Genomic DNA, 17,421 nt, shown 5'->3' with positions numbered 1-17,421 from the left:
TATGCTGGATGACCGTGCGCCTGTTCGACTCGCTCTCGCGTGAGCTGATCGAGGTCTCCCCCGTGGACGGGGAGACCGTGAAGATCTACTCCTGCGGTCCCACCGTGTACCGGTACATCCACATCGGCAACATGCGGTCGTTCATGCTCGGCGACCTGATCCGCCGCGCGCTGCGGTTCGAGGGCAAGAACGTGCAGTGGATCATGAACATCACCGATGTCGGACACATGACCGACGAGGTCTCCGACTCAGGTCGCGACAAGATGGAGTTGGCCGAGGCGGACGAGGGCCTCTCTGCCGCCGAGATCGCCGAGAAGTACACGAACGCGTTCCTCGAGGATTCGGACCTCGTCGGGATCGAACGCGCCGACCTGTACCCGCGAGCGACCCAGCACATCGACGAGATGATCGATCTCATCAAGACCCTCATCGACAAGGGACACGCGTACGAGGTCGACGGCACGGTGTACTACGACGTCACGAGCTTCCCCGGCTACGGGAAGCTGTCGGGGAACATGCTGGCTCAGCTTCGAGCGGGTCACCGGCAGGAGGTGGCCGTCGATCCAGCGAAGCGGCATCCCGAGGACTTCGCGCTGTGGAAGAAGGCAGGGCCGAACCGCGCGCTGAAATGGCCGAGCCCGTGGGGTGACGGGTTCCCCGGGTGGCACATCGAGTGCTCGGCGATGTCGATGAAGCATCTGGGCGAGCGTTTCGACATCCACACGGGAGGCAACGACAACAAGTTCCCGCACCACGAGGACGAGATCGCCCAGTCCGAGGGCGCGGTCGGTCACCAGGTCGTCTCCATCTGGGCGCACGGCGGATTCCTCCAGATGAGCGGGGCGAAGATGGCGAAGTCGGCGAAGAACGTCTATCGCGTCACCGATCTCGTCGATCAGGGCATCGACCCGCTGGCGTATCGGATGCTGTGCTTGGGAACCCGATACCGCAGCGAGATGGACTTCAGCTGGGACGCGCTCGAGGGCCAGAATCGTCGGCTGGCCGACCTGCGTCGCCGGGTCGCATCGTGGGGTGACGCGGCGGAGCTATCGGAGCCCGCGCGCGAGCTCGACGAGCGGTTCCGCGCCGCGGTCGCGGACGACCTCGACATGCCTCGCGCGCTCGTCGTGCTGAACGAGACCGTGGCGTCGAAGCTACCGGGTGGCGAGAAGCTCTCCCTCCTCTCGACGTGGGACCACGTTCTGGGACTGGACCTGTTGCGCGAAGCGCGCGAACAGTGGGAGCCGACCGACGAGATGCTCGCGCTCGTCGCCGAGCGCGACGAGGCTCGAGCCTCCAAGGACTACGCCAAGAGCGACGAGATCCGCGACCGGCTCCAGGGCATGGGTCTCGAGGTGATGGACACGGCAGCCGGGACGCAGGTCCGACCGCGTACCTAGCCGACGACCGTCGGTTCCCTGCTCGCCTGGTTCAGTCGCTCGGCGCCGTCCGCTGTGACGACGACCTGGTCCTCGATGCGAACGCCGAACCGATCAGCGAGATAGATGCCCGGTTCGTCCGAGAACGTCATACCCGGCTCGAGTGGAGTCTCGTTCCCTTCGACGATGTACGGCGGCTCGTGGATCTCGAGTCCGATGCCGTGCCCCGTTCGGTGGATGAAGCGTTCGCCGTAGCCGGCGTCGGTGATGATCGCTCGGGCCGCCCGATCGACGTCCTGGGACGGGACGCCCGGCCGAACGGCCTCGAACGCTGCCTGCTGGGCCGAGGCGACGACCTCGTGGACGCGTAGCTGCTCCTCGCCGGGCTCGCCGACGAACACCGTCCTCGTGATGTCGGAGCAGTAGCCGTTCGCCACGCCGCCGAAGTCGAGCACCACCGCGTCGCCGGGCACGACCACGCGTTCGCCGGCTCGGTGGTGTGGCGACGCACCGTTCGGTCCGCCTGCAACGGTGGTGAACTCGACCCGATCGTGACCGTGCTCACGGAGAAGGCGGTCGAGGTCGGCGGCCACGTCGAGCTCGCGCCTGCCCGCGAACGGCAGTGACACGATCCGAGCGAACGTCGCGTCGGCACCCTGCGCGGCCGAACGCAGTCTGGCGATCTCGTCCTCGTCCTTCACCGCGCGGAGCAACGGCAGCGCCCGCCCCGCCGCGACGAACACGCAATCGGCGGTCGCGTGCTCCAGCGCCAGCAGGTGCGACGCCCACGTGCCGTCGCTGATCGCGTAGCGCCCAGCGCGAAGGATGCGCGCCACGAGCTCGTACGGATCGTCGCCGTCGCGCCAGCTCGCGAGCTCGACGCCGTCGATGCCGGGGGCGCGCTCGGCGGCGGGCCGTTCGAGCTCCGGAACGACCAGCACGGGATCGCGTCCCGACGCGAGGAGCAGCAACGTGAGCCGCTCCAGGGGCGGTGGATCGTGACCGACGAGGTACACGAGGTCGGCGCCCGGCGCAACGAGCAGACCGGCCAGCTCCGCGTCCTGGGCGGCAGTGAGCGAGCGCGTTCGCCGGTCCGTGTACCTGTTCACAGCTTCAACCGGATCGGGTGCGGGATGACCTCGAAGGTCGCCGGGGTCGACCCCAGCACCTCCCCGTCCGCCTCGATGGGTAGCGGCCGGTCGGACTCGATCACCAGTTCACGCTTCACGCGGAACTCCTCGACGTGATCGTGCGGGACGTGCTCGCCGCGGTAGACCTTGGGGATCATCGTGAACGAGTCGGACTTGGGTCCCTTGAACACCAGCACGTCGAGCACGCCGTCTCCCGGATACGAACGCGGCGAGACCTTCATCCCGCCGCCGTTGTACTGGGCGTTGCCGACGACGATCAGATACGCCGGGCCTTCGTACGACCTGCGATCGGCACGGACGGTCACCGTCGCCATCTTGAACCGTGGCAGCGTGAGCCAGAACCCGAAGAAGTACTTCGACTGCCCGAGCCGGGGCGACATCCGCTCCGCTCGCGCGGCCACCGCCGCGCCGAGACCCGCCTCGGCGACGTTGACGAACAGCCGCGTCCCGGACGAACCGTTCGATGTGTACGTGATCTTGCCGAGGTCGAGCGGGTACGTGTTGTCGCCCTCGAGGTGCTGGCACGCGCGCGGCACGTCGCCGGGAAGCCCGAACGTCCGGATGAAATCGCTCCCGCTCCCGGCCGCCACCACGCCGAGGACCGCGTCATCCACGATGGGCTTGCCGTCCTCGAGCATGCCGTTCACGACCTCGTGCACCGTCCCGTCGCCTCCGACGGCGACGATGAACCGTCCTCCGTTCCTGAGCGCCTCGCGCGCCAGACGGGTCGCGTCTCCGCGGCCCTCCGTCCGCGCGAGCCGGTACGCGAGGCCCCGCGACTGCAGGTCGCGCTCGAGCTCGGGGATCTCCTCCCCCACGTGCCGCCGGCCGGCATGCGGGTTGACCAGGACGGTGAGCTCGCCGAACGGGGACGCCATACGGCGCGAATCCTATTCGGCGGACCACCCTAGACGCCGGTGTACGCCACGACGCCCCGGTTGACCGCCTCGCGAGCCTTCCGAGCCACGTCGGCCTGCTCCCCCTCCGCGACGTCCTCGATCTGGCGGAGGAGGTCGAGCAGCTGCTTGCAGTTCCGCACGAAGTCGCCCGGCGCCGTCCCCGTCTCGCGGAGCGCCGCCTCGAGGGGCTCGCCTTCGGCCCACCGGTGCACGGGCGAGGCGAACCCATCGTCGAGCTCCCGGATCAGCTCGACGTTGTGAGAGTCCTCGGCGCGCCGAACGCGCCGGTAGATCCCTGTGAGCCGGGTGTACCGCTCGACCGTCGCGGCCGTGGGGAGCTCGCCCTGTCGCGGAACGCGCTCCCTCGACTCGTACACGATCGTCGACACGAGCGCCGCGGTCTCGGAGGGCGTGAGTCCTTCGAGCAGCCCTTCGGCCAGCAGCTCGGCGACGAGGACATCACCCTCTCCGTAGATCCGAGCGAGCGAACGACCCTTGGGCAGGATCGAGAAGTCCTTCACGTACCCCAATTCCGTGAGCACGGCGAGGACGCGTTCGAACTGCCGGGCGAGCGTCTCGGTGCGCGTCTTGATCCGCCGCTCGACCCCCCGGACCTGCGCCTCCAGGTCGCTCGCGCGCCGCGCCCAGCGCTCATGCGTCGGACGGTCACGACAGGCATGGCAGGGATGTTCCTCCGCCTGCCGTTCGAACCGTGCGGCCTCCCGCTCGACGCGAGCGTCGACACCGCCGCGGGGCCGGCGCGGCGCCCGGACGTCGAGCGCCACGAGGCGCGCCGCGAGGTCGCGGCGGTACCGAGCGCTCCGCGCGCTCCCCGACCGCGGCAGCGGGATGCGCGTCAGCGATACCGGTGGCTCCTCGAAATCCCGTGGCGACACGCGGAAGAACTTCCGGTCCTGCGAGAGCACGGTCAGCCGGCCGTCGCGGTTCGAGAGCACCGCGGCGAGCCCGCGGCGCTTCGCCCGCGGCACGAAGACCACGTCGCCCGGTCGGAGCTTCCCCAGCGCCTCTCGAACCGCGTCGGCGCGCGTCCGATCGCGTCCCTTCCGGGCGTCCTCTCGGATCCGCTCGGCCCGTTCGCGCAGGCGCCAGTACTCCTCGAAGTCGCCTCGGTCGCACCGCATCTGCTCGCGATAGCCCGAGAGGTAGGCCCTGTCGCGCTCCAGCTGGCGCTCGAGGGCCACGACTCCGCGGTCGGCCAGGAACTGTGCGAACGACGAGTTCAGCAGGTGGTGCGCTTCCTCGCGCACGTAGTTCCGCACGAGGTTCACGGCCATGTTGTACGAGGGTCGAAACGACGATGTGAGCTCGTAGGTCCGCGTCGAGGCGAGCGACGCCACACGCTCGAACGGCACGTTCCGCTGGAGCACCACGATGGCGTGGCCGAGCTGATCGATGCCGCGCCGTCCCGCGCGACCGGTCAGCTGCGTGTACTCACCCGGTGTGAGCAGCTCGTGACGCTCGCCCTGGAACTTCCACAGGTCCTCGAGCACCACCGACTTCGCGGGCATGTTGATGCCGAGCGACAGCGTCTCGGTGGCGAACACGATCTTCACCAGACCGGCCTCGAAAAGCTCCTCGACGGTTTCCTTGAACACCGGAAGCATCCCGGCGTGGTGCGCCGCGATCCCGGCGGCGAGTGCGTCCTGGAACTCGTAGAAGCCGAGCGTCTTGAGGTCTTGCTCGTCCATCCACGCGGCCCGCATCTCGGCGAACTCGCGGATGCGCCCGGCCTCCTCGTAGGTCGTCAGCCTGATGCCCGCTGCCATGAGCCACTCGACGCTCCGATCGCACCCCGCCCGACTGAACACGAAGTAAATCGCCGGGAGCATCGCGCTCTCGGCGAGCACGTCGGCGACCTCCTCGCGCTTGGGAACGAAGACGCGGCGATGACCCTCACGCGGACGAGGGATCCGGTGGTGCTGCAGCGTGGACGAGCCACGCCGGTAGTACGTCTTGTATCGGACCTCCTCGCGATCGAGCGAGATGAGGTATGGGTTCGGCATCGGCTGCCCGTCCTGGTCGACGTGCATCGGGTGCAGGTCGTGGCCCACCAGGTAGTGGTGCTCGAGGGGGACCGGCCGTCGCTCCTCGATGACCACGCGGGTCGGGCCGCGGAGCGTTCCGATCCACTCGCCGAACTCCTCTGCGTTGGAGATCGTCGCCGACAGACACACGACCGAGACCGACAACGGAAGGTGGATCAGGACCTCCTCCCAAACGCCGCCGCGGTACGGATCCTGGAGGTAGTGCACCTCGTCCATCACCACCGAGTTCAGCCCGTCCAGCGTGTCGCTTTGCTCGTACAGCATGTTCCGCAGCACCTCGGTGGTCATGACGACGACGGGCGCCTCACCGTTGATCGAGTTGTCCCCGGTGAGCAAGCCCACCTTCGCGGCGCCGTATCGAGCGACCAGGTCGCCGAACTTCTGGTTCGAAAGCGCCTTCAACGGCGTCGTGTAGAAGCACTTGCCCTCTTTCTCGAGTGCACGCTCGACCGCGTACTCGGCGACGACCGTCTTGCCGGAGCCGGTCGGCGCGGCCACGAGCACCGATTCCCCCTCCGCGAGCGCGTCGACAGCCGAGAGCTGGAACGGGTCGAGCGCAAACGGGTACCGCGCCGCGAAGCGCTGCGGATCGGTCACCTGCGCGGATGGCATACGTCGTCGCTCCGGAGTCACGGATCGAGTCTACGGTCGGGCCTCGCGGGGGCTCGACCGCCGAATCGTCAGGCCAGGCCGCAGGCGCGGATGTGCTGGAGAAGCAACCGGTCGAACTCGCCCGGCGCCTCGAGATTCGATAGGTGTCCCGCGTCGTCGATCACGTGGAGCTCCGCGCCGGCGATCTCCTCTGCCATCGCCGACGAGACGTCGGGTGGGATGAGACGATCCCCGGTCGACGTGATCACCAGGGTCGGCACGTCGATCGTCGCCAGGTCCGGTGTCGAATCCGGTCGCTCGGCCATCCCCAGCGCCGCTGCGGCGATCGCCTCCGGAGTCTGATCGACGATCCACGCACGAACGCGCTCGAACAGCTCAGCCGGCGCGTCTTCGGCGAGGAGCGGCGGAGGCTCGTCGGCCAAGACGTTCCCCTCCGACCGCAGGCGTTCGGCGAGCGCCCGCCTCTTGTCTGCCCCGTCGGGCGTGTCGTCGACGGCGCGCGTGTTCGCCAGGACGAGTCCGAGCACGCGATCCGGGGAACGCCTCCACAGCTCGAAGGCGACGTAGCCGCCCATCGATAGCCCACACACGAGCGCTCGGTCGATCCCTGCGCGTTCGAGCTCCGAGAGCGTCCGTTCGGCCGCTGCTCGCATGGTCGCGACGGCATCCACCGGTTCGGAGCCGCCGAATCCCGGGAGATTCGGCGCGACGACGCGGACGTCGTTCGGGAGCGCGGCAAGCTGTGGTTCCCACATCCGGGCGTCGAGCGGCCACGCGTGGAGCAGGAGGATCCCGTCGGGCATCGGTCAGCCGGTCGGCCCGACGGGCTCGAAGACGTCGGCAGCCGCTTGCGCCTCGACGTAGTCGGCGTACGCGCGGGCGAACGTGTCCTCCGCCACGGCGAACAGATCGTCGGCGCTCCCGAGCAGGTCCTGCCGTTCAGGCGGGTCGTCGAACGCGATGGCCATCGTGACGAGCCGTGCCGCCTGCTCGTACAGCTTCATGGCTCGGGCGAGCTCGCTCTGCGAGTCGAGCATGTACACCACGAACTCGCGCGAGAACCCGCGGTCGCGGATGAAATCGGCCACGGGGACGTCCCCGATCAGGCTCGCGGCACTCTTCGCCGCGGACGCCGCGTCCTTGGCAACCGTTCCGGCTTGATCGAGTGCCGTTTCGTCTGCGCCGTTCGCCGAGATGACCGGCAACGTGGTGCCCAGGTCAGGGAAGGCGTCGAATCCCGCCGGTGGCTGTGGCTGCCCCACGGTCGCGAGCACGGGATCGATCTGACCGCGGTACTGATTGACCGCCGTCGCCATGCGGTCGGTCCGTTCGCGCTCCCGGGCGTCCTCGCGCTGCTGGATCAACCCCACCCCGAGCGCGACCACGAGCGCGCACGCCGCCACCGTCGCGACCGAGATCCACAGCCCCCGCCGACGCAGGAACGGGGTACGAACCGGCACGTAGGCGGGCTTCGGCCCGCGGGCGACGGTACGCGTACCACGGCTCTTGCTCTTCCCCTTGATCGCCATGCCGTCCTGTTCTCTCGATCGCTTACCGGTTCATGAGCCGGCCAACGATGATAGCGGCCTCGTAGAACAGGACCATGGGAACGGCCATCGCCAGCAGCGTGTACGGGTCGCCGCTGGGCGTGATCACCGCAGCAAAGACGAAGATGAGCAGGATCGCCGTCCGGCGCCATCCTCGCAACTGGGTGGGGCCGATCACGCCGGCCATCTGGAGGAACACGAGCGCGATGGGGAACTCGAACGACAGGCCGAACACGAAGGCGAGCAGCACGACGAAGGAGAAGAACCGATCGCCGGTGAGCAGCGGCGACGCGACGTCGCCGGCGAACCCGAGGAGGAAGCCCAGTGCCTTCGGCAACGACCAGTAGGCGAACAACGCGCCGAGCGCGAACAGCAGCACCGAGCTCACGACGAACGGGATCGCCAACCGGCGTTCACGCTTCGTCAGCCCCGGAACGACGAACGCCCACAGCTGGTAGAGCACGACCGGGAGCGCAAGGAACAGGCCCAGGTACCCGACCAGCTTCAGCTTCAGCAGCACGGCGCCGAGCGCCTCGGAGAAGAACAGCGTGCACTCGGGGGTGGGACGACGATCGAGTGGGATCGATTGGTAGTAGTTGCAGTACGGGTTGAGGAGCAGGTCGGCAACGCGGTCGTACAGGACCCACCCAACGATCGCGCCGACGGCGATCGCCGCGACGGCGATGATCAGCCGGTACCGGAGCTCCTCAAGGTGCTCGATGAGCGTCATCGAGCCCTCTGGATCCCGCCGCGGGCGCCGCCGGAGTCGCTCGGGGATCACGCGCACCCCGGCCACCACCTACTCCGGTAGTGACGTTTCGCGTTCGCCGCCGGTTTCGTCGCCCTCCGTAACCTGCTGGGTCCCGTCCGTCACGGTCTCCGCCGCGCCATCGCGTCTCTTGGGCGTCGCGCTCGATGCCGGTCTGCTCGAATGGCTCGGAGGTCGTGGGTCCATGTCGACGCGGAACGAACGCTCGACCTCCCTGCGGGCGCGACGGATCTCGGCGAGCCCGCGGCCGAGAGTCCGCGAGATCTCGCGCGCGTCGTCGGTACCTGAGGCGGCAGCTCCCGCGGCCGCCGCCGCTCCCTTCCCGTTCGGCCCTGGCTGCGAGCGGTCACGCGACTCGTCGAAGGTCGGACGACCGTCGTCGTCGAGGTTCAGCTGGATCGTCTTTCGAACCTCCTCTTGCGCCTTTCGGATCTCTCGGATGCCCCTGCCGATCGAACGACCCAGCTCGGGAAGCCGTCGCGGCCCCACGACGACGAGCGCCACAACGAGGATCAGGAGCAGCTCCTGCGGACCGATCTGGAACATCGCCTATCGCTTCCGCGCCGACTCGATCTTCTTCGCCCGAACCGATGCTCGTTCCGAGCGAGCGGCGGCCTCGTCGCCCAGGGCAGAGATCTCCTGCACGAGGGGATCGACCTCTCGCAGGAACCGACCGAGCGCTCGGCCGAGGACCTTCACGTGCCGAACGAGTCCGATCAGAACGGCGGCGATGGCGACGGTCGTGATTATCGCAACCACGAGCCAGACGATCGCGGGAATGGACATGTCGGGCTCGATGCTAGCCGAGCCCTCCCCTTACTGCCGGGCGAAGAACTCCTGGATGTAGCTGTCGTCCTGCAGCTTGAAGTGGAAGTCGATGACGTCGTCGATCGTCAGGGCCGGGCCCACCGGGAGTGGCCCGCGCGGGTCCTCGGGCTCGTCGAACAGCTCCGACGTCTCGGTGAGCACGCCTCGGCCGGCGACGTCGACGCCGGCCGACACCAAGAGCGCCACGATCTTCCGGTCGGCGCGCTTCTCGACGGCGTCCATGCACGTGGGACAGGTGAACTTGTACGTACCCTCGCGCCCACCGCGAGCGACCTTCAGCATGATCGACTCGGGTCCCATGTCGACCTCTCCGCAGCGGGGGCATGTCGTCCGGATGGTGGTCATGTCAACCGCTGTATCGGTCGCGTGGGTGACTCGCTTGAGCGCGCGAACGGTCAACCGGGCTACCCTAGACGTACCGTTTTCGCGTCCTGCGAGCGAGCTCCGCGACCCGGTCTTTCAGCTCCTTCGGCTCGACGACCTGAGCGTCGGCGCCGAGCCGCAACAGCAGGCGTTCGAGCCACTCGAGTCGTCGCGCGGGTAGAGCGATCTCGAGACCACCTCCGTAGAGCTCGCTCACCGAGGTCGTTTCGTAGTACTCGGCGACCCACCGAGCATCTGGTGAGAGCCGAAGTCGCACGTCGAGGTCCTCGTCGCCGCGCGTGTAGAGGGGGCGACCGGCGCGCTCGAGCCCCCGCGGCTCGAACCGCTCCCCCGTCCGCGCGACCGAGCGGATGCGGTCGGCCCGGAACAGCCGCTCGGCATCCGAGCGGTGATCCCACGCTGCCACGTACCAGTTCCCGAGGGCGACGAAGACCTCCTCCGGGTCGATCTCGCGCTGGGTCGTTTCGGCCGTCGAAAGCGCGTGGTACTCGATCCGAAGACGTTCGCGATCGGTGGTCGCGCGGCGCAGGTCCTCCAGCCACTCGACCTCGCCCCCGGCGGTCGCGGCGACACGAGCCGGAAGGCCTCCGAGTGCGTCCGGCCCGAGCGCGCCGGCCAGCTTGTCGAGCGCGGACGAGAGCGCCGGGGCCTCCTCCAGCCCCGGCGTCTCGGCGAGCTCCGTCCCGTGGAGGTAGAGCGCGAGCGCCTCGGCCCGCATCGGCCGGAGCGGGCGTGAGAAGTAGTCGGCCATGCCGATCCAGATCCGGCCGTCCTGCACGTCGACATCGATCAGATCGCCCGGCCCGTACGGGGGCAGGCCCGAGACGAACAGGAGATCGAGGTCGTCGAGCAATTCCTGCTCCGACACGCCGAACAGCTCCATCGCCTCGTCGACCGGCGTCCCGGGGTGGCGCACGAGGTACGGAACCACCACCAGCAGACGCCGGAGCCGCTCGGACGCCTTCCTTGGCGCCGTGCGGGCGCCGTCAGACCGCGGCAAGCGCCGCCTCCAGCCGCGACACGACCTCGTCGCGGAGCTCGGGTGGCTCCAGCGCCTCGGCGTCCGGGCCGAAGGAGAGGACCCATCCGGCGAAGCTCTCGCCCGGCTGCCACGGCACCCGCACGAGTGTCCAGCCGTCCTCGCGCGTGCCGATGGCTTCGGCGGCCGCCACCCCCTTGGTGGCCAGCCATGCCACCTCGGGCGAGAACGCAACCACGGCCGCCGTCTTGGCCTCTCCCGGACCCCACGGCCCCGCCTGGACGTGGTCGGCCGCTCGGAACCCGTCCGGTGGCTCGCTCCCGTCGCCTTCGTCGGCGACGTCGGAGGCGAAGCGAGACAGCCGGAACGAGCGGATCTCGTCGCGAGCTACGTCACGCCCCACCACGTACCACCTTCCGCCGCGCAACACGAGCCCGAACGCGTCGACGACCCGCTCCGACGTGTCGCCGCGCGCGGTGCGGTAGGAGAACCGGATCCGGCGGAGCGAAGCGACGGCCTCGCCCACGGCCGGCAATCTGGCGTCGCGCGCACCGCCGATCGCGCCCGTCGACCCCGCGAGCGCCGACATGATCCCGCCCTCAGCGCCAGACAGCAGGGTGCGTACCGCGTCCTCTGCGGAGCGATCGCCGCCCGCTCGCGCCGCCACGAGCAACGCGGAGATCTCCTCGGGGGTGAATGTGATCTCGGGTACGTAGTACCGGTCGCGCGGGATCGTGTAGCCCTGCTCCGCCTCCCAGACATCGACCGACCGCACCTCGATCGGGACGCCGATATCGCGGAGGATGTCCTTGTCGCGTTCGAACATCCGCTTGGCGGAGTTCACGTCCCCGTGCCCGTACGCCTCGGAGAGCTTGCTGCGGATCTGCTCGAACGTGAGCGGGGTTCGCGTCTCCAGCAGCAGTGCGACGAGATTGACCAGGCGCTCCAGCGGCTGCATGGCCGCGGCATCATACTTCCGGCATGTCCGCGCATCGTGGGGGCGTCCGCCTCCGGCGCGCCACGGTTCTCGACGTTCGCGCCGTTCATGCAGGCCTCCTCGAGCTCGACGCCGAGATCGACGGCACGCGCGCGCGTGCGCTCGCGTATCCGGATCTCGTCGGACCGGTCGACGCCGGCGACACCGTCGTCGTGAACACCACAGCCGTCGAGCTCCAGCTGGGAACGGGTGGCTTCCATATCGTCGTCGCGGTGGAGGGCGCGTCGCTCGACCCGTCCGACACCGGCCGAACGATGAAGCTGCGCTACACGCCGTCGCAGACGGCGGTCAGGGCAGTCGAGGAGACCGACCGGGACGTGATCGAAGGTTCTCGCGGTCTCGCCGGCACGCCGGTCGTGTGCGCGCCGCTGCATTCGATGATCGCTCCCGCCGCCGCCGGCGCGAAGGCCGCAGGCGCACCGACCGTCGTGTACGTCATGACCGACGGCGCGGCGCTACCGGGCCCGTTGTCGCGGCTCGTCCCGTCGCTCCGCAGCGCAGGTCTCCTCGACGGATGGATCACGTGCGGGCAGGCGTTCGGCGGAGAGCTCGAGGCCGTCACCGTGTGGACGGCGCTGATCGCGGCCGTGGACGTCCTCCACGCCGACGTCGTCGTCGTCGCCGACGGCCCGGGGAATCTCGGCACCGAGACGACGTGGGGTGTCAGCGCGCTGACGAACGGTCACGCACTGAACGCCGCCGCCGCGCTCGGCGGGAGGCCCGTGGCCGCACTCCGCGTCTCGTTCGCCGACGCCCGCCAACGCCACCGAGGCGTGTCGCACCACTCGCTCACGATCCTCGAGCACGTGTCCGCGAACGCGAACGTGGCCGTTCCGGCGCTCCAAGCCGATCATCGTGAGGCCGTGTGGAACGCGTTGCGCTCGCGCAGGCTCGAGGAACGCCACCAGCTTGTCGAGGCGGACGGTCGCCCCGCGCTCGCGGAGCTCGAACGACGGGGCGTCGCCGTCCGGTCGATGGATCGAACGCCGAGCGACGACCCTGCGTTCTTCCTGTCGGCAGGCGCGGCGGGCGTGCTGGCCGCCAGGATGGCTTCGGGCTCTCGTTCGTGGAAGGACGGAACCCACGCGAGCGGGCACCCGCCCGAATGACCGTTCAGGCGCAGGCGCTACATGTGGGCGATCAGCTGCTCGACCCGCTCGTCGGCGGCGCGGAACGGGTCCTTGCACAGCACCGTGCGTTGCGCCTGGTCGTTCAGCTTCAGGTGAACCCAGTCGACCGTGTAGTCGCGCCGCTTCTGCTTCGCGTGCTTGATGAAATCGCCTCGCAGCTTGGCGCGAGTCGTCTGCGGTGGCTCCCTCATCGCGCGCTGTATCTCTTTCTCGGTAGCGGCGCGCTCGGCTCGACCCTCGCGCTCCAATAGGTAGTACAGCCCTCGACCGCGGTTGACGTCGTGGTACGCCAGGTCGAGCAGCGCGATGCGTGGATGCGACAGCGGAAGGCTGTGGCGGGCACGGTAGCGATCGATCATGGCCTGCTTCGCCACCCAGTCGACCTTTCTGATCAGTCGCTCCGGCTCACCGTCGGTCAACGCGTCGAGCGCGTCGCGCCACTCCTCCAGCAGCTGCTTGGACTGAGGGTCGGTTCCGCGCCGTTCGAGGAAGCGCGCCGTCCGCTCGAAGTACTCCTCCTGGACGTCGATCGCGGTGAGCTCCCGCCCGTTCGCCAGCCGGACCTTCTTTCGGCATGTGACGTCGTGGCTGATCTCTCGGATCGCGCGGATCGGGTTCTCCAGCGTGAGGTCACGCATCACCGTGTTCGCCTCCACCATCCGCAGCACCAGATCCGTGATGCCGACCTTCATGAACGTGGTCCACTCGTTCATGTTCGAGTCGCCGACGATCACGTGCAGCCGGCGGAACCGCTCGGCATCGGCGTGGGGCTCGTCCCGAGTGTTGATGATCGGCCGGGAACGCGTTGTCGCGCTCGAGACGCCCTCCCAGATGTGCTCCGCGCGTTGTGCGATGCAAAACTGCGCCCCGCGGGGTCCATGCAACACCTTCCCCGCACCGCAGTAGATCTGCCGCGTGACGAAGAACGGGATCAGCAGGTCGGCCATCCGCGCGAACTCGCCCTGCCGCGCCACGAGGTAGTTCTCGTGGCAACCGTACGAGTTGCCGGCCGAATCGGTGTTGTTCTTGAACAGGTAGACCTGCCCGCTGATGCCCTCCTCGTGGAGCCGAACCTCCGCCGCCGCGAGGAGCGCCTCGAGGATCCGCTCCCCCGCCTTGTCGTGCGCGACGAGGTCCGTGATCGAGTCGCACTCCGGCGTGGCGTACTCCGGATGCGAGCCAACATCGAGGTAGAGTCGCGCGCCGTTCTCGAGAAACACGTTCGACGAGCGACCCCAGCGGACGACGCGGCGGAACAGGTAGCGCGCGACCTCGTCGGGCGACAGCCGCCGCTGGCCTCGGAAGGTGCAGGTTACCCCGTACTCGTTCTCCAGCCCGAATATCCGGCGTTCCATGTACCGAGTGTAGGTCCCAGACGGCGAATGACCGGGATGCTTCGAAGGACCGGCCCGACGAGGCTCAGGCAGCCGACAGGATGCCGGCGATCTCCTCCTCTTCGAGCCGCCGGAACTTCCGCCGCGGACGGCTCGTTCTATCGAGCACGCCCGCCTCGATCGACTCGGCCTCGATCTGCCGGTTCTCTGCCGATCGCAACGCGCTCACGGCCTCGCGCACGCCGGTCGCGAGGTCCCACCCCTGCTGGTACGCGTTGCTCACCGCGGTCGTGAGCTCGTCGGCATGGCCGCCGATTGCCACGAATCCCTGTTCGTCGGTGACGGTTCCGTCGAACAGGATGTGGTAGATCTCGTTCCGCCCGGCATCATCGGCGACCTCGCCGACCACGATCTCCACCTCGTATGGCTTCATCTGCGTGGTGAAGATCGTCGATAGCGCCTGGGAATATGCATTCGCGAGATCGCGCGCGCGAACGTCCTCGCGCCCGTACGAGTAGCCACGCAGATCGGCGAGCCGGACACCGCTGATACGAAGGTCCTCGAACTCGCTGTACTTGCCGACGCCGGCGAAGGCGATCCTGTCGTAGATCTCGCTGATCTTGTGAAGGGTGGCGCTGGGGTTCTCCGCGACGAAGAGCAATCCGTCCGCGTACTCGACCCCGACGACGGACTTGCCGCGCGCGATGCCTTTGTGCGCGAACTCGGAGCGGTCCTTCATCAGCTGCTCGGGCGGGACGTACGGCATGAAGCTCACGGAGCACCACCGTTCCCCGACCCGGACCGGGTCGCCTGCTCCGCTACGATCCGCTCGTATGCCGCGCGGATCTCGTCGTCGGTGACGACCGCGGTTCCCTCCGACGTGGCAACGACGAGCGTGGGAAAGATCCCCCGCGCCGGGTCGGGTCCGCCGGTCGCAACATCTTCTTGCGAGGCGTCGACGAGGGCCTCGACGGCGACGCGAACCGCCTCGTCGCGATCGAGATCCGGACGCCACCGCTTCTTGAGTGTGCTCTTCGCGGCGCGACCACCCGAGCCGGTCGCGTGGAAGTCCTGTTCCTCCCACCTGCCTCCCGTCGCGTCGTAGTAGAAGATCCGTCCGGCACCGCGCCGTTCGTCGAAACCGCCGAACAACGGCACGACCACGAGGCCCTGGATGGCGAGGGGGAAGTTCGCTCGAATCATCTGCCCCAGCCGGTTGGCCTTTCCCTCGAGCGAGAGCCGGTCGCCGGTGATCTTCTCGTAGTGCTCGAGCTCCAGCTGGAACAGGCGCACGATCTCGATGGCCTGACCCGCGGCGCCGGCGATGGCGATGACGGAGTAGTGATCGGCGGCGAAGACCTTCTCCATCCGGTCGTCGGCGATCGCGAAGCCTTCCGTTGCGCGACGGTCGCCGGCGAACGCGACGCCGACGCCGAACTTCAGCCCGACGACGGTGGTCCCGTGCGCGCCGCGGACGTCATCGGGCGGCCCTGAGACTCCCCCCTGTGGGATGGCTTCTGGACGATTGCGGGCGAGAAGGTCGAAGAAGCTGGGATTCGCCCCGATGATGCCGCCCGTGGAGAGGGGCGACACGCCGGGAGCGTCCGTCACTCCCCGCCCTTCTGGACGTAGGACTTCACGAACTCCTCGGCATTCTCCTCGAGGACCGAGTCGATCTCGTCGAGGATCTCGTCCATCTCCTCTTTCAGCTTCTCGGTCCTGGAGGCCTGCTCGACCTGGCCCGCGGCCTCGTCGCCCTCGCCGCCACCGTCGCGACGTTGCGTCCTCTTCTGCTCCTGCTCTTGCGGCACGCTTCAATCCTCCTGTCGAGGCAGCGATTCTACCCGTGGGCGACGCTACGACTTGAGAAGGTCGACGAGCGTCGCCGGGTCGGGCGACTGCTCGAGCAGCTCCTCGACGTGTGCCCTCGTTCCCCTGAGGGGCTCGCGCATTGGAACGCGCTGCAACGCTTCCCGCCCGGTGTCGAAGATCACCGAGTCCCAGCTCGCGGCGGCGATCGCGTCCGGGTACCGCGAGATGCATCTCCCTCGGAAGTACGCTCGCGTGTCCTCAGGCGGCTCCATGACCGCGCGCTCGATCTCGTGGTCGCTGACGATGCGCTCGACCTTTCCGGTCGCCACCAGCCGGTGGTACAAGCCGCGTTCCCGTCGGACGTCGTGGTACTGCAGGTCGATGAGCCTGAGCTTGTGGTCGCTCCAGTCGAGCCCGTCGCGCTCGCGGTATCCCTCGAGCAGCCTGTACTTGGCCACCCAGTCGAGCTCCCGGTGTAACTGCATCGGGTCGTCCTCGAGCGCCGTGAGCACCGACTCCCACCGCTCCACGACCTCCTGGTTGTCGGAGGTCGGGTCCTCCTGCTCCACGTACTTCTTGGCCCGCTCCAGGAACTCCCACTGCAGTTGGACCGCCGTGAGCCTCCGCCCGTCCGCGAGCCGGACCATTCCCCGGCCGGCGAGATCCCGCGAGACCTCGTGCAGCGACGCCACCGCGTTCGCCACGGTGAGATCCGGCAGGTACTCGTCCTCGATCATCTTCAGCACGAGCGATGTGGTCCCCACCTTGAGCAGGATCGCCACTTCACACAGGTTCGCGTCGCCGACGATGACGTGGAGCCTCCTATACTTGTCCGGGTCGGCATGCGGTTCGTCGCGGGTGTTGATGATCGGACGCTTGAGCGTCGTCTCCAGACCAACCTCCGCCTCGAAGAAGTCCGCGCGCTGGCTGATCTGGTACCGGTGTCGGTTCCGGTCGTCCCACGGCGCCTCGGCGCCGAGCTTGCCGGCGCCGCAGAAGATCTGCCGGGACACGAAGAACGGTGTCAGGTCCCGCACGATGTTCCCGAACGGCACCGCCCTGTCCACCAGGTAGTTCTCATGCGTGCCGTATGAGTTTCCCTTGCCGTCGCTGTTGTTCTTGTAGACGGCGATGCGCTGGCCCGTCGGCACGGCACGCTCCAGCTCGAGCATCGAGCGCTCAAGCACGCGCTCGCCGGCCTTGTCGTGGATCACCAGTTCACGCGGCGTGGCACACTCGGGCGTCGAGTACTCCGGGTGCGCGTGGTCCACGTAGTAGCGCGCGCCGTTGGGAAGGATCACGTTTGCGAGCCCGAGATCCTCCTCCGACGGCTCACGTACCTGAACGGGCTCGAACCCGCGCGCGTCTCTGAGCGGTGACTCCTGCTCGTAGTCCCAGCGGATGCGTCGCAACGCTCCGGCGTACGTGCTGATCAGCAGCGAGCTCGAGATGACGGGATTGAACTCAGGTGCGCCGATCGCCGAGATGCCGTACTCGGTCTCGGTACCAACGACCTTGGGGATGGCCACCGGCG

At 68.4% G+C, this 17,421-nt stretch carries 18 protein-coding genes; 2 read left to right on the top strand and 16 right to left on the bottom strand.

Annotated elements, in window-relative coordinates:
- Positions 1–14 precede the first annotated feature (14 nt).
- Complete coding sequence (gene cysS, locus VFA08_03905; GenBank protein ID HYZ12734.1) at positions 15–1,400, top strand: cysteine--tRNA ligase; 1,386 nt, start codon at positions 15–17, stop codon at positions 1,398–1,400.
- Here cysS and VFA08_03900 read toward each other — a convergent pair.
- The 11 genes from VFA08_03900 to VFA08_03850 all read right to left on the bottom strand — a co-directional run bounded on the left by VFA08_03900 (position 1,397) and on the right by VFA08_03850 (position 11,572).
- Positions 1,397–2,488: a M24 family metallopeptidase gene (locus tag VFA08_03900; protein ID HYZ12733.1), complete on the bottom strand. Its 1,092-nt coding sequence runs from the start codon at positions 2,486–2,488 to the stop codon at positions 1,397–1,399. The two genes, cysS and VFA08_03900, sit on opposite strands and share 4 nt — an antisense overlap.
- Positions 2,485–3,408 carry a diacylglycerol kinase family protein gene (locus VFA08_03895; GenBank protein HYZ12732.1) on the bottom strand — a complete coding sequence of 308 codons (924 nt, stop codon included), beginning with the start codon at positions 3,406–3,408 and terminating at the stop codon, positions 2,485–2,487. The genes VFA08_03900 and VFA08_03895 overlap by 4 nt, the downstream gene beginning before the upstream one ends.
- Positions 3,409–3,437: 29 nt before the next feature.
- Positions 3,438–6,107 (bottom strand): DEAD/DEAH box helicase, encoded by a 2,670-nt coding sequence (locus VFA08_03890; protein HYZ12731.1) that lies wholly within the window; start codon positions 6,105–6,107, stop codon positions 3,438–3,440.
- A 68-nt stretch (positions 6,108–6,175) separates the two neighbouring features.
- Complete coding sequence (locus VFA08_03885) at positions 6,176–6,910, bottom strand: alpha/beta fold hydrolase (GenBank protein HYZ12730.1); 735 nt, start codon at positions 6,908–6,910, stop codon at positions 6,176–6,178.
- A 3-nt stretch (positions 6,911–6,913) separates the two neighbouring features.
- A complete protein-coding gene (locus VFA08_03880) occupies positions 6,914–7,567 on the bottom strand; it encodes a hypothetical protein (protein HYZ12729.1) in 654 nt (217 codons plus the stop codon).
- A 91-nt stretch (positions 7,568–7,658) separates the two neighbouring features.
- Positions 7,659–8,450 carry a twin-arginine translocase subunit TatC gene (gene tatC / locus VFA08_03875; protein HYZ12728.1) on the bottom strand — a complete coding sequence of 264 codons (792 nt, stop codon included), beginning with the start codon at positions 8,448–8,450 and terminating at the stop codon, positions 7,659–7,661.
- A 3-nt stretch (positions 8,451–8,453) separates the two neighbouring features.
- Positions 8,454–8,969: a twin-arginine translocase TatA/TatE family subunit gene (locus VFA08_03870; GenBank protein ID HYZ12727.1), complete on the bottom strand. Its 516-nt coding sequence runs from the start codon at positions 8,967–8,969 to the stop codon at positions 8,454–8,456.
- Positions 8,970–8,972: 3 nt separating this feature from the next.
- The gene (locus tag VFA08_03865) at positions 8,973–9,209 is read right to left on the bottom strand and encodes a hypothetical protein (protein ID HYZ12726.1); all 237 of its coding nucleotides are present in this window, start codon (positions 9,207–9,209) and stop codon (positions 8,973–8,975) included.
- A gap of 30 nt (positions 9,210–9,239) precedes the next feature.
- Positions 9,240–9,596 (bottom strand): hypothetical protein, encoded by a 357-nt coding sequence (locus VFA08_03860; protein ID HYZ12725.1) that lies wholly within the window; start codon positions 9,594–9,596, stop codon positions 9,240–9,242.
- A gap of 64 nt (positions 9,597–9,660) precedes the next feature.
- Complete coding sequence (locus tag VFA08_03855) at positions 9,661–10,635, bottom strand: WYL domain-containing protein (GenBank protein ID HYZ12724.1); 975 nt, start codon at positions 10,633–10,635, stop codon at positions 9,661–9,663.
- On the bottom strand, positions 10,622–11,572 hold the full coding sequence (locus VFA08_03850; GenBank protein ID HYZ12723.1) for a WYL domain-containing protein: 951 nt from the start codon (positions 11,570–11,572) through the stop codon (positions 10,622–10,624). The genes VFA08_03855 and VFA08_03850 overlap by 14 nt, the downstream gene beginning before the upstream one ends.
- A gap of 23 nt (positions 11,573–11,595) precedes the next feature.
- Between VFA08_03850 and VFA08_03845 the strand changes: the two genes are divergently transcribed.
- Positions 11,596–12,720, top strand: a complete 1,125-nt coding sequence (locus tag VFA08_03845) for a DUF3866 family protein (protein ID HYZ12722.1) — start codon at positions 11,596–11,598, stop codon at positions 12,718–12,720.
- A gap of 17 nt (positions 12,721–12,737) precedes the next feature.
- Here the strand turns inward: VFA08_03845 and pafA are convergent, their stop codons facing one another.
- The 5 genes from pafA to dop all read right to left on the bottom strand — a co-directional run bounded on the left by pafA (position 12,738) and on the right by dop (position 17,416).
- Complete coding sequence (pafA, locus tag VFA08_03840) at positions 12,738–14,096, bottom strand: Pup--protein ligase (GenBank protein ID HYZ12721.1); 1,359 nt, start codon at positions 14,094–14,096, stop codon at positions 12,738–12,740.
- 64 nt (positions 14,097–14,160) lie between these two features.
- Positions 14,161–14,841, bottom strand: a complete 681-nt coding sequence (gene prcA / locus VFA08_03835) for a proteasome subunit alpha (GenBank protein ID HYZ12720.1) — start codon at positions 14,839–14,841, stop codon at positions 14,161–14,163.
- 5 nt (positions 14,842–14,846) lie between these two features.
- Positions 14,847–15,686, bottom strand: a complete 840-nt coding sequence (gene prcB, locus VFA08_03830; protein HYZ12719.1) for a proteasome subunit beta — start codon at positions 15,684–15,686, stop codon at positions 14,847–14,849.
- The gene (locus tag VFA08_03825; GenBank protein HYZ12718.1) at positions 15,683–15,886 is read right to left on the bottom strand and encodes a ubiquitin-like protein Pup; all 204 of its coding nucleotides are present in this window, start codon (positions 15,884–15,886) and stop codon (positions 15,683–15,685) included. The genes prcB and VFA08_03825 overlap by 4 nt, the downstream gene beginning before the upstream one ends.
- 45 nt (positions 15,887–15,931) lie before the next feature.
- Positions 15,932–17,416, bottom strand: coding sequence for a depupylase/deamidase Dop (gene dop, locus VFA08_03820; GenBank protein HYZ12717.1), 1,485 nt, complete (start codon positions 17,414–17,416; stop codon positions 15,932–15,934).
- Positions 17,417–17,421: the final 5 nt, after the last annotated feature.

The organism is Actinomycetota bacterium, from assembly GCA_035640355.1.
Classification (GTDB): Bacteria; Actinomycetota; UBA4738; order UBA4738; family HRBIN12; genus CALGFI01.
This window is presented reverse-complemented; position numbering and strand designations above follow the sequence as displayed.

Coding starts and splice junctions, on each gene's coding strand:
- pafA (HYZ12721.1), bottom strand. CDS start 14,096: ATGGAACGCCGGATATTCGGGCTGGAGAACGAGTACGGGGTAACCTGC.
- VFA08_03870 (HYZ12727.1), bottom strand. CDS start 8,969: ATGTTCCAGATCGGTCCGCAGGAGCTGCTCCTGATCCTCGTTGTGGCG.
- VFA08_03845 (HYZ12722.1), top strand. CDS start 11,596: ATGTCCGCGCATCGTGGGGGCGTCCGCCTCCGGCGCGCCACGGTTCTC.
- VFA08_03865 (HYZ12726.1), bottom strand. CDS start 9,209: ATGTCCATTCCCGCGATCGTCTGGCTCGTGGTTGCGATAATCACGACC.
- prcA (HYZ12720.1), bottom strand. CDS start 14,841: ATGCCGTACGTCCCGCCCGAGCAGCTGATGAAGGACCGCTCCGAGTTC.
- VFA08_03860 (HYZ12725.1), bottom strand. CDS start 9,596: ATGACCACCATCCGGACGACATGCCCCCGCTGCGGAGAGGTCGACATG.
- VFA08_03850 (HYZ12723.1), bottom strand. CDS start 11,572: ATGCAGCCGCTGGAGCGCCTGGTCAATCTCGTCGCACTGCTGCTGGAG.
- VFA08_03895 (HYZ12732.1), bottom strand. CDS start 3,408: ATGGCGTCCCCGTTCGGCGAGCTCACCGTCCTGGTCAACCCGCATGCC.
- VFA08_03890 (HYZ12731.1), bottom strand. CDS start 6,107: ATGCCATCCGCGCAGGTGACCGATCCGCAGCGCTTCGCGGCGCGGTAC.
- VFA08_03885 (HYZ12730.1), bottom strand. CDS start 6,910: ATGCCCGACGGGATCCTCCTGCTCCACGCGTGGCCGCTCGACGCCCGG.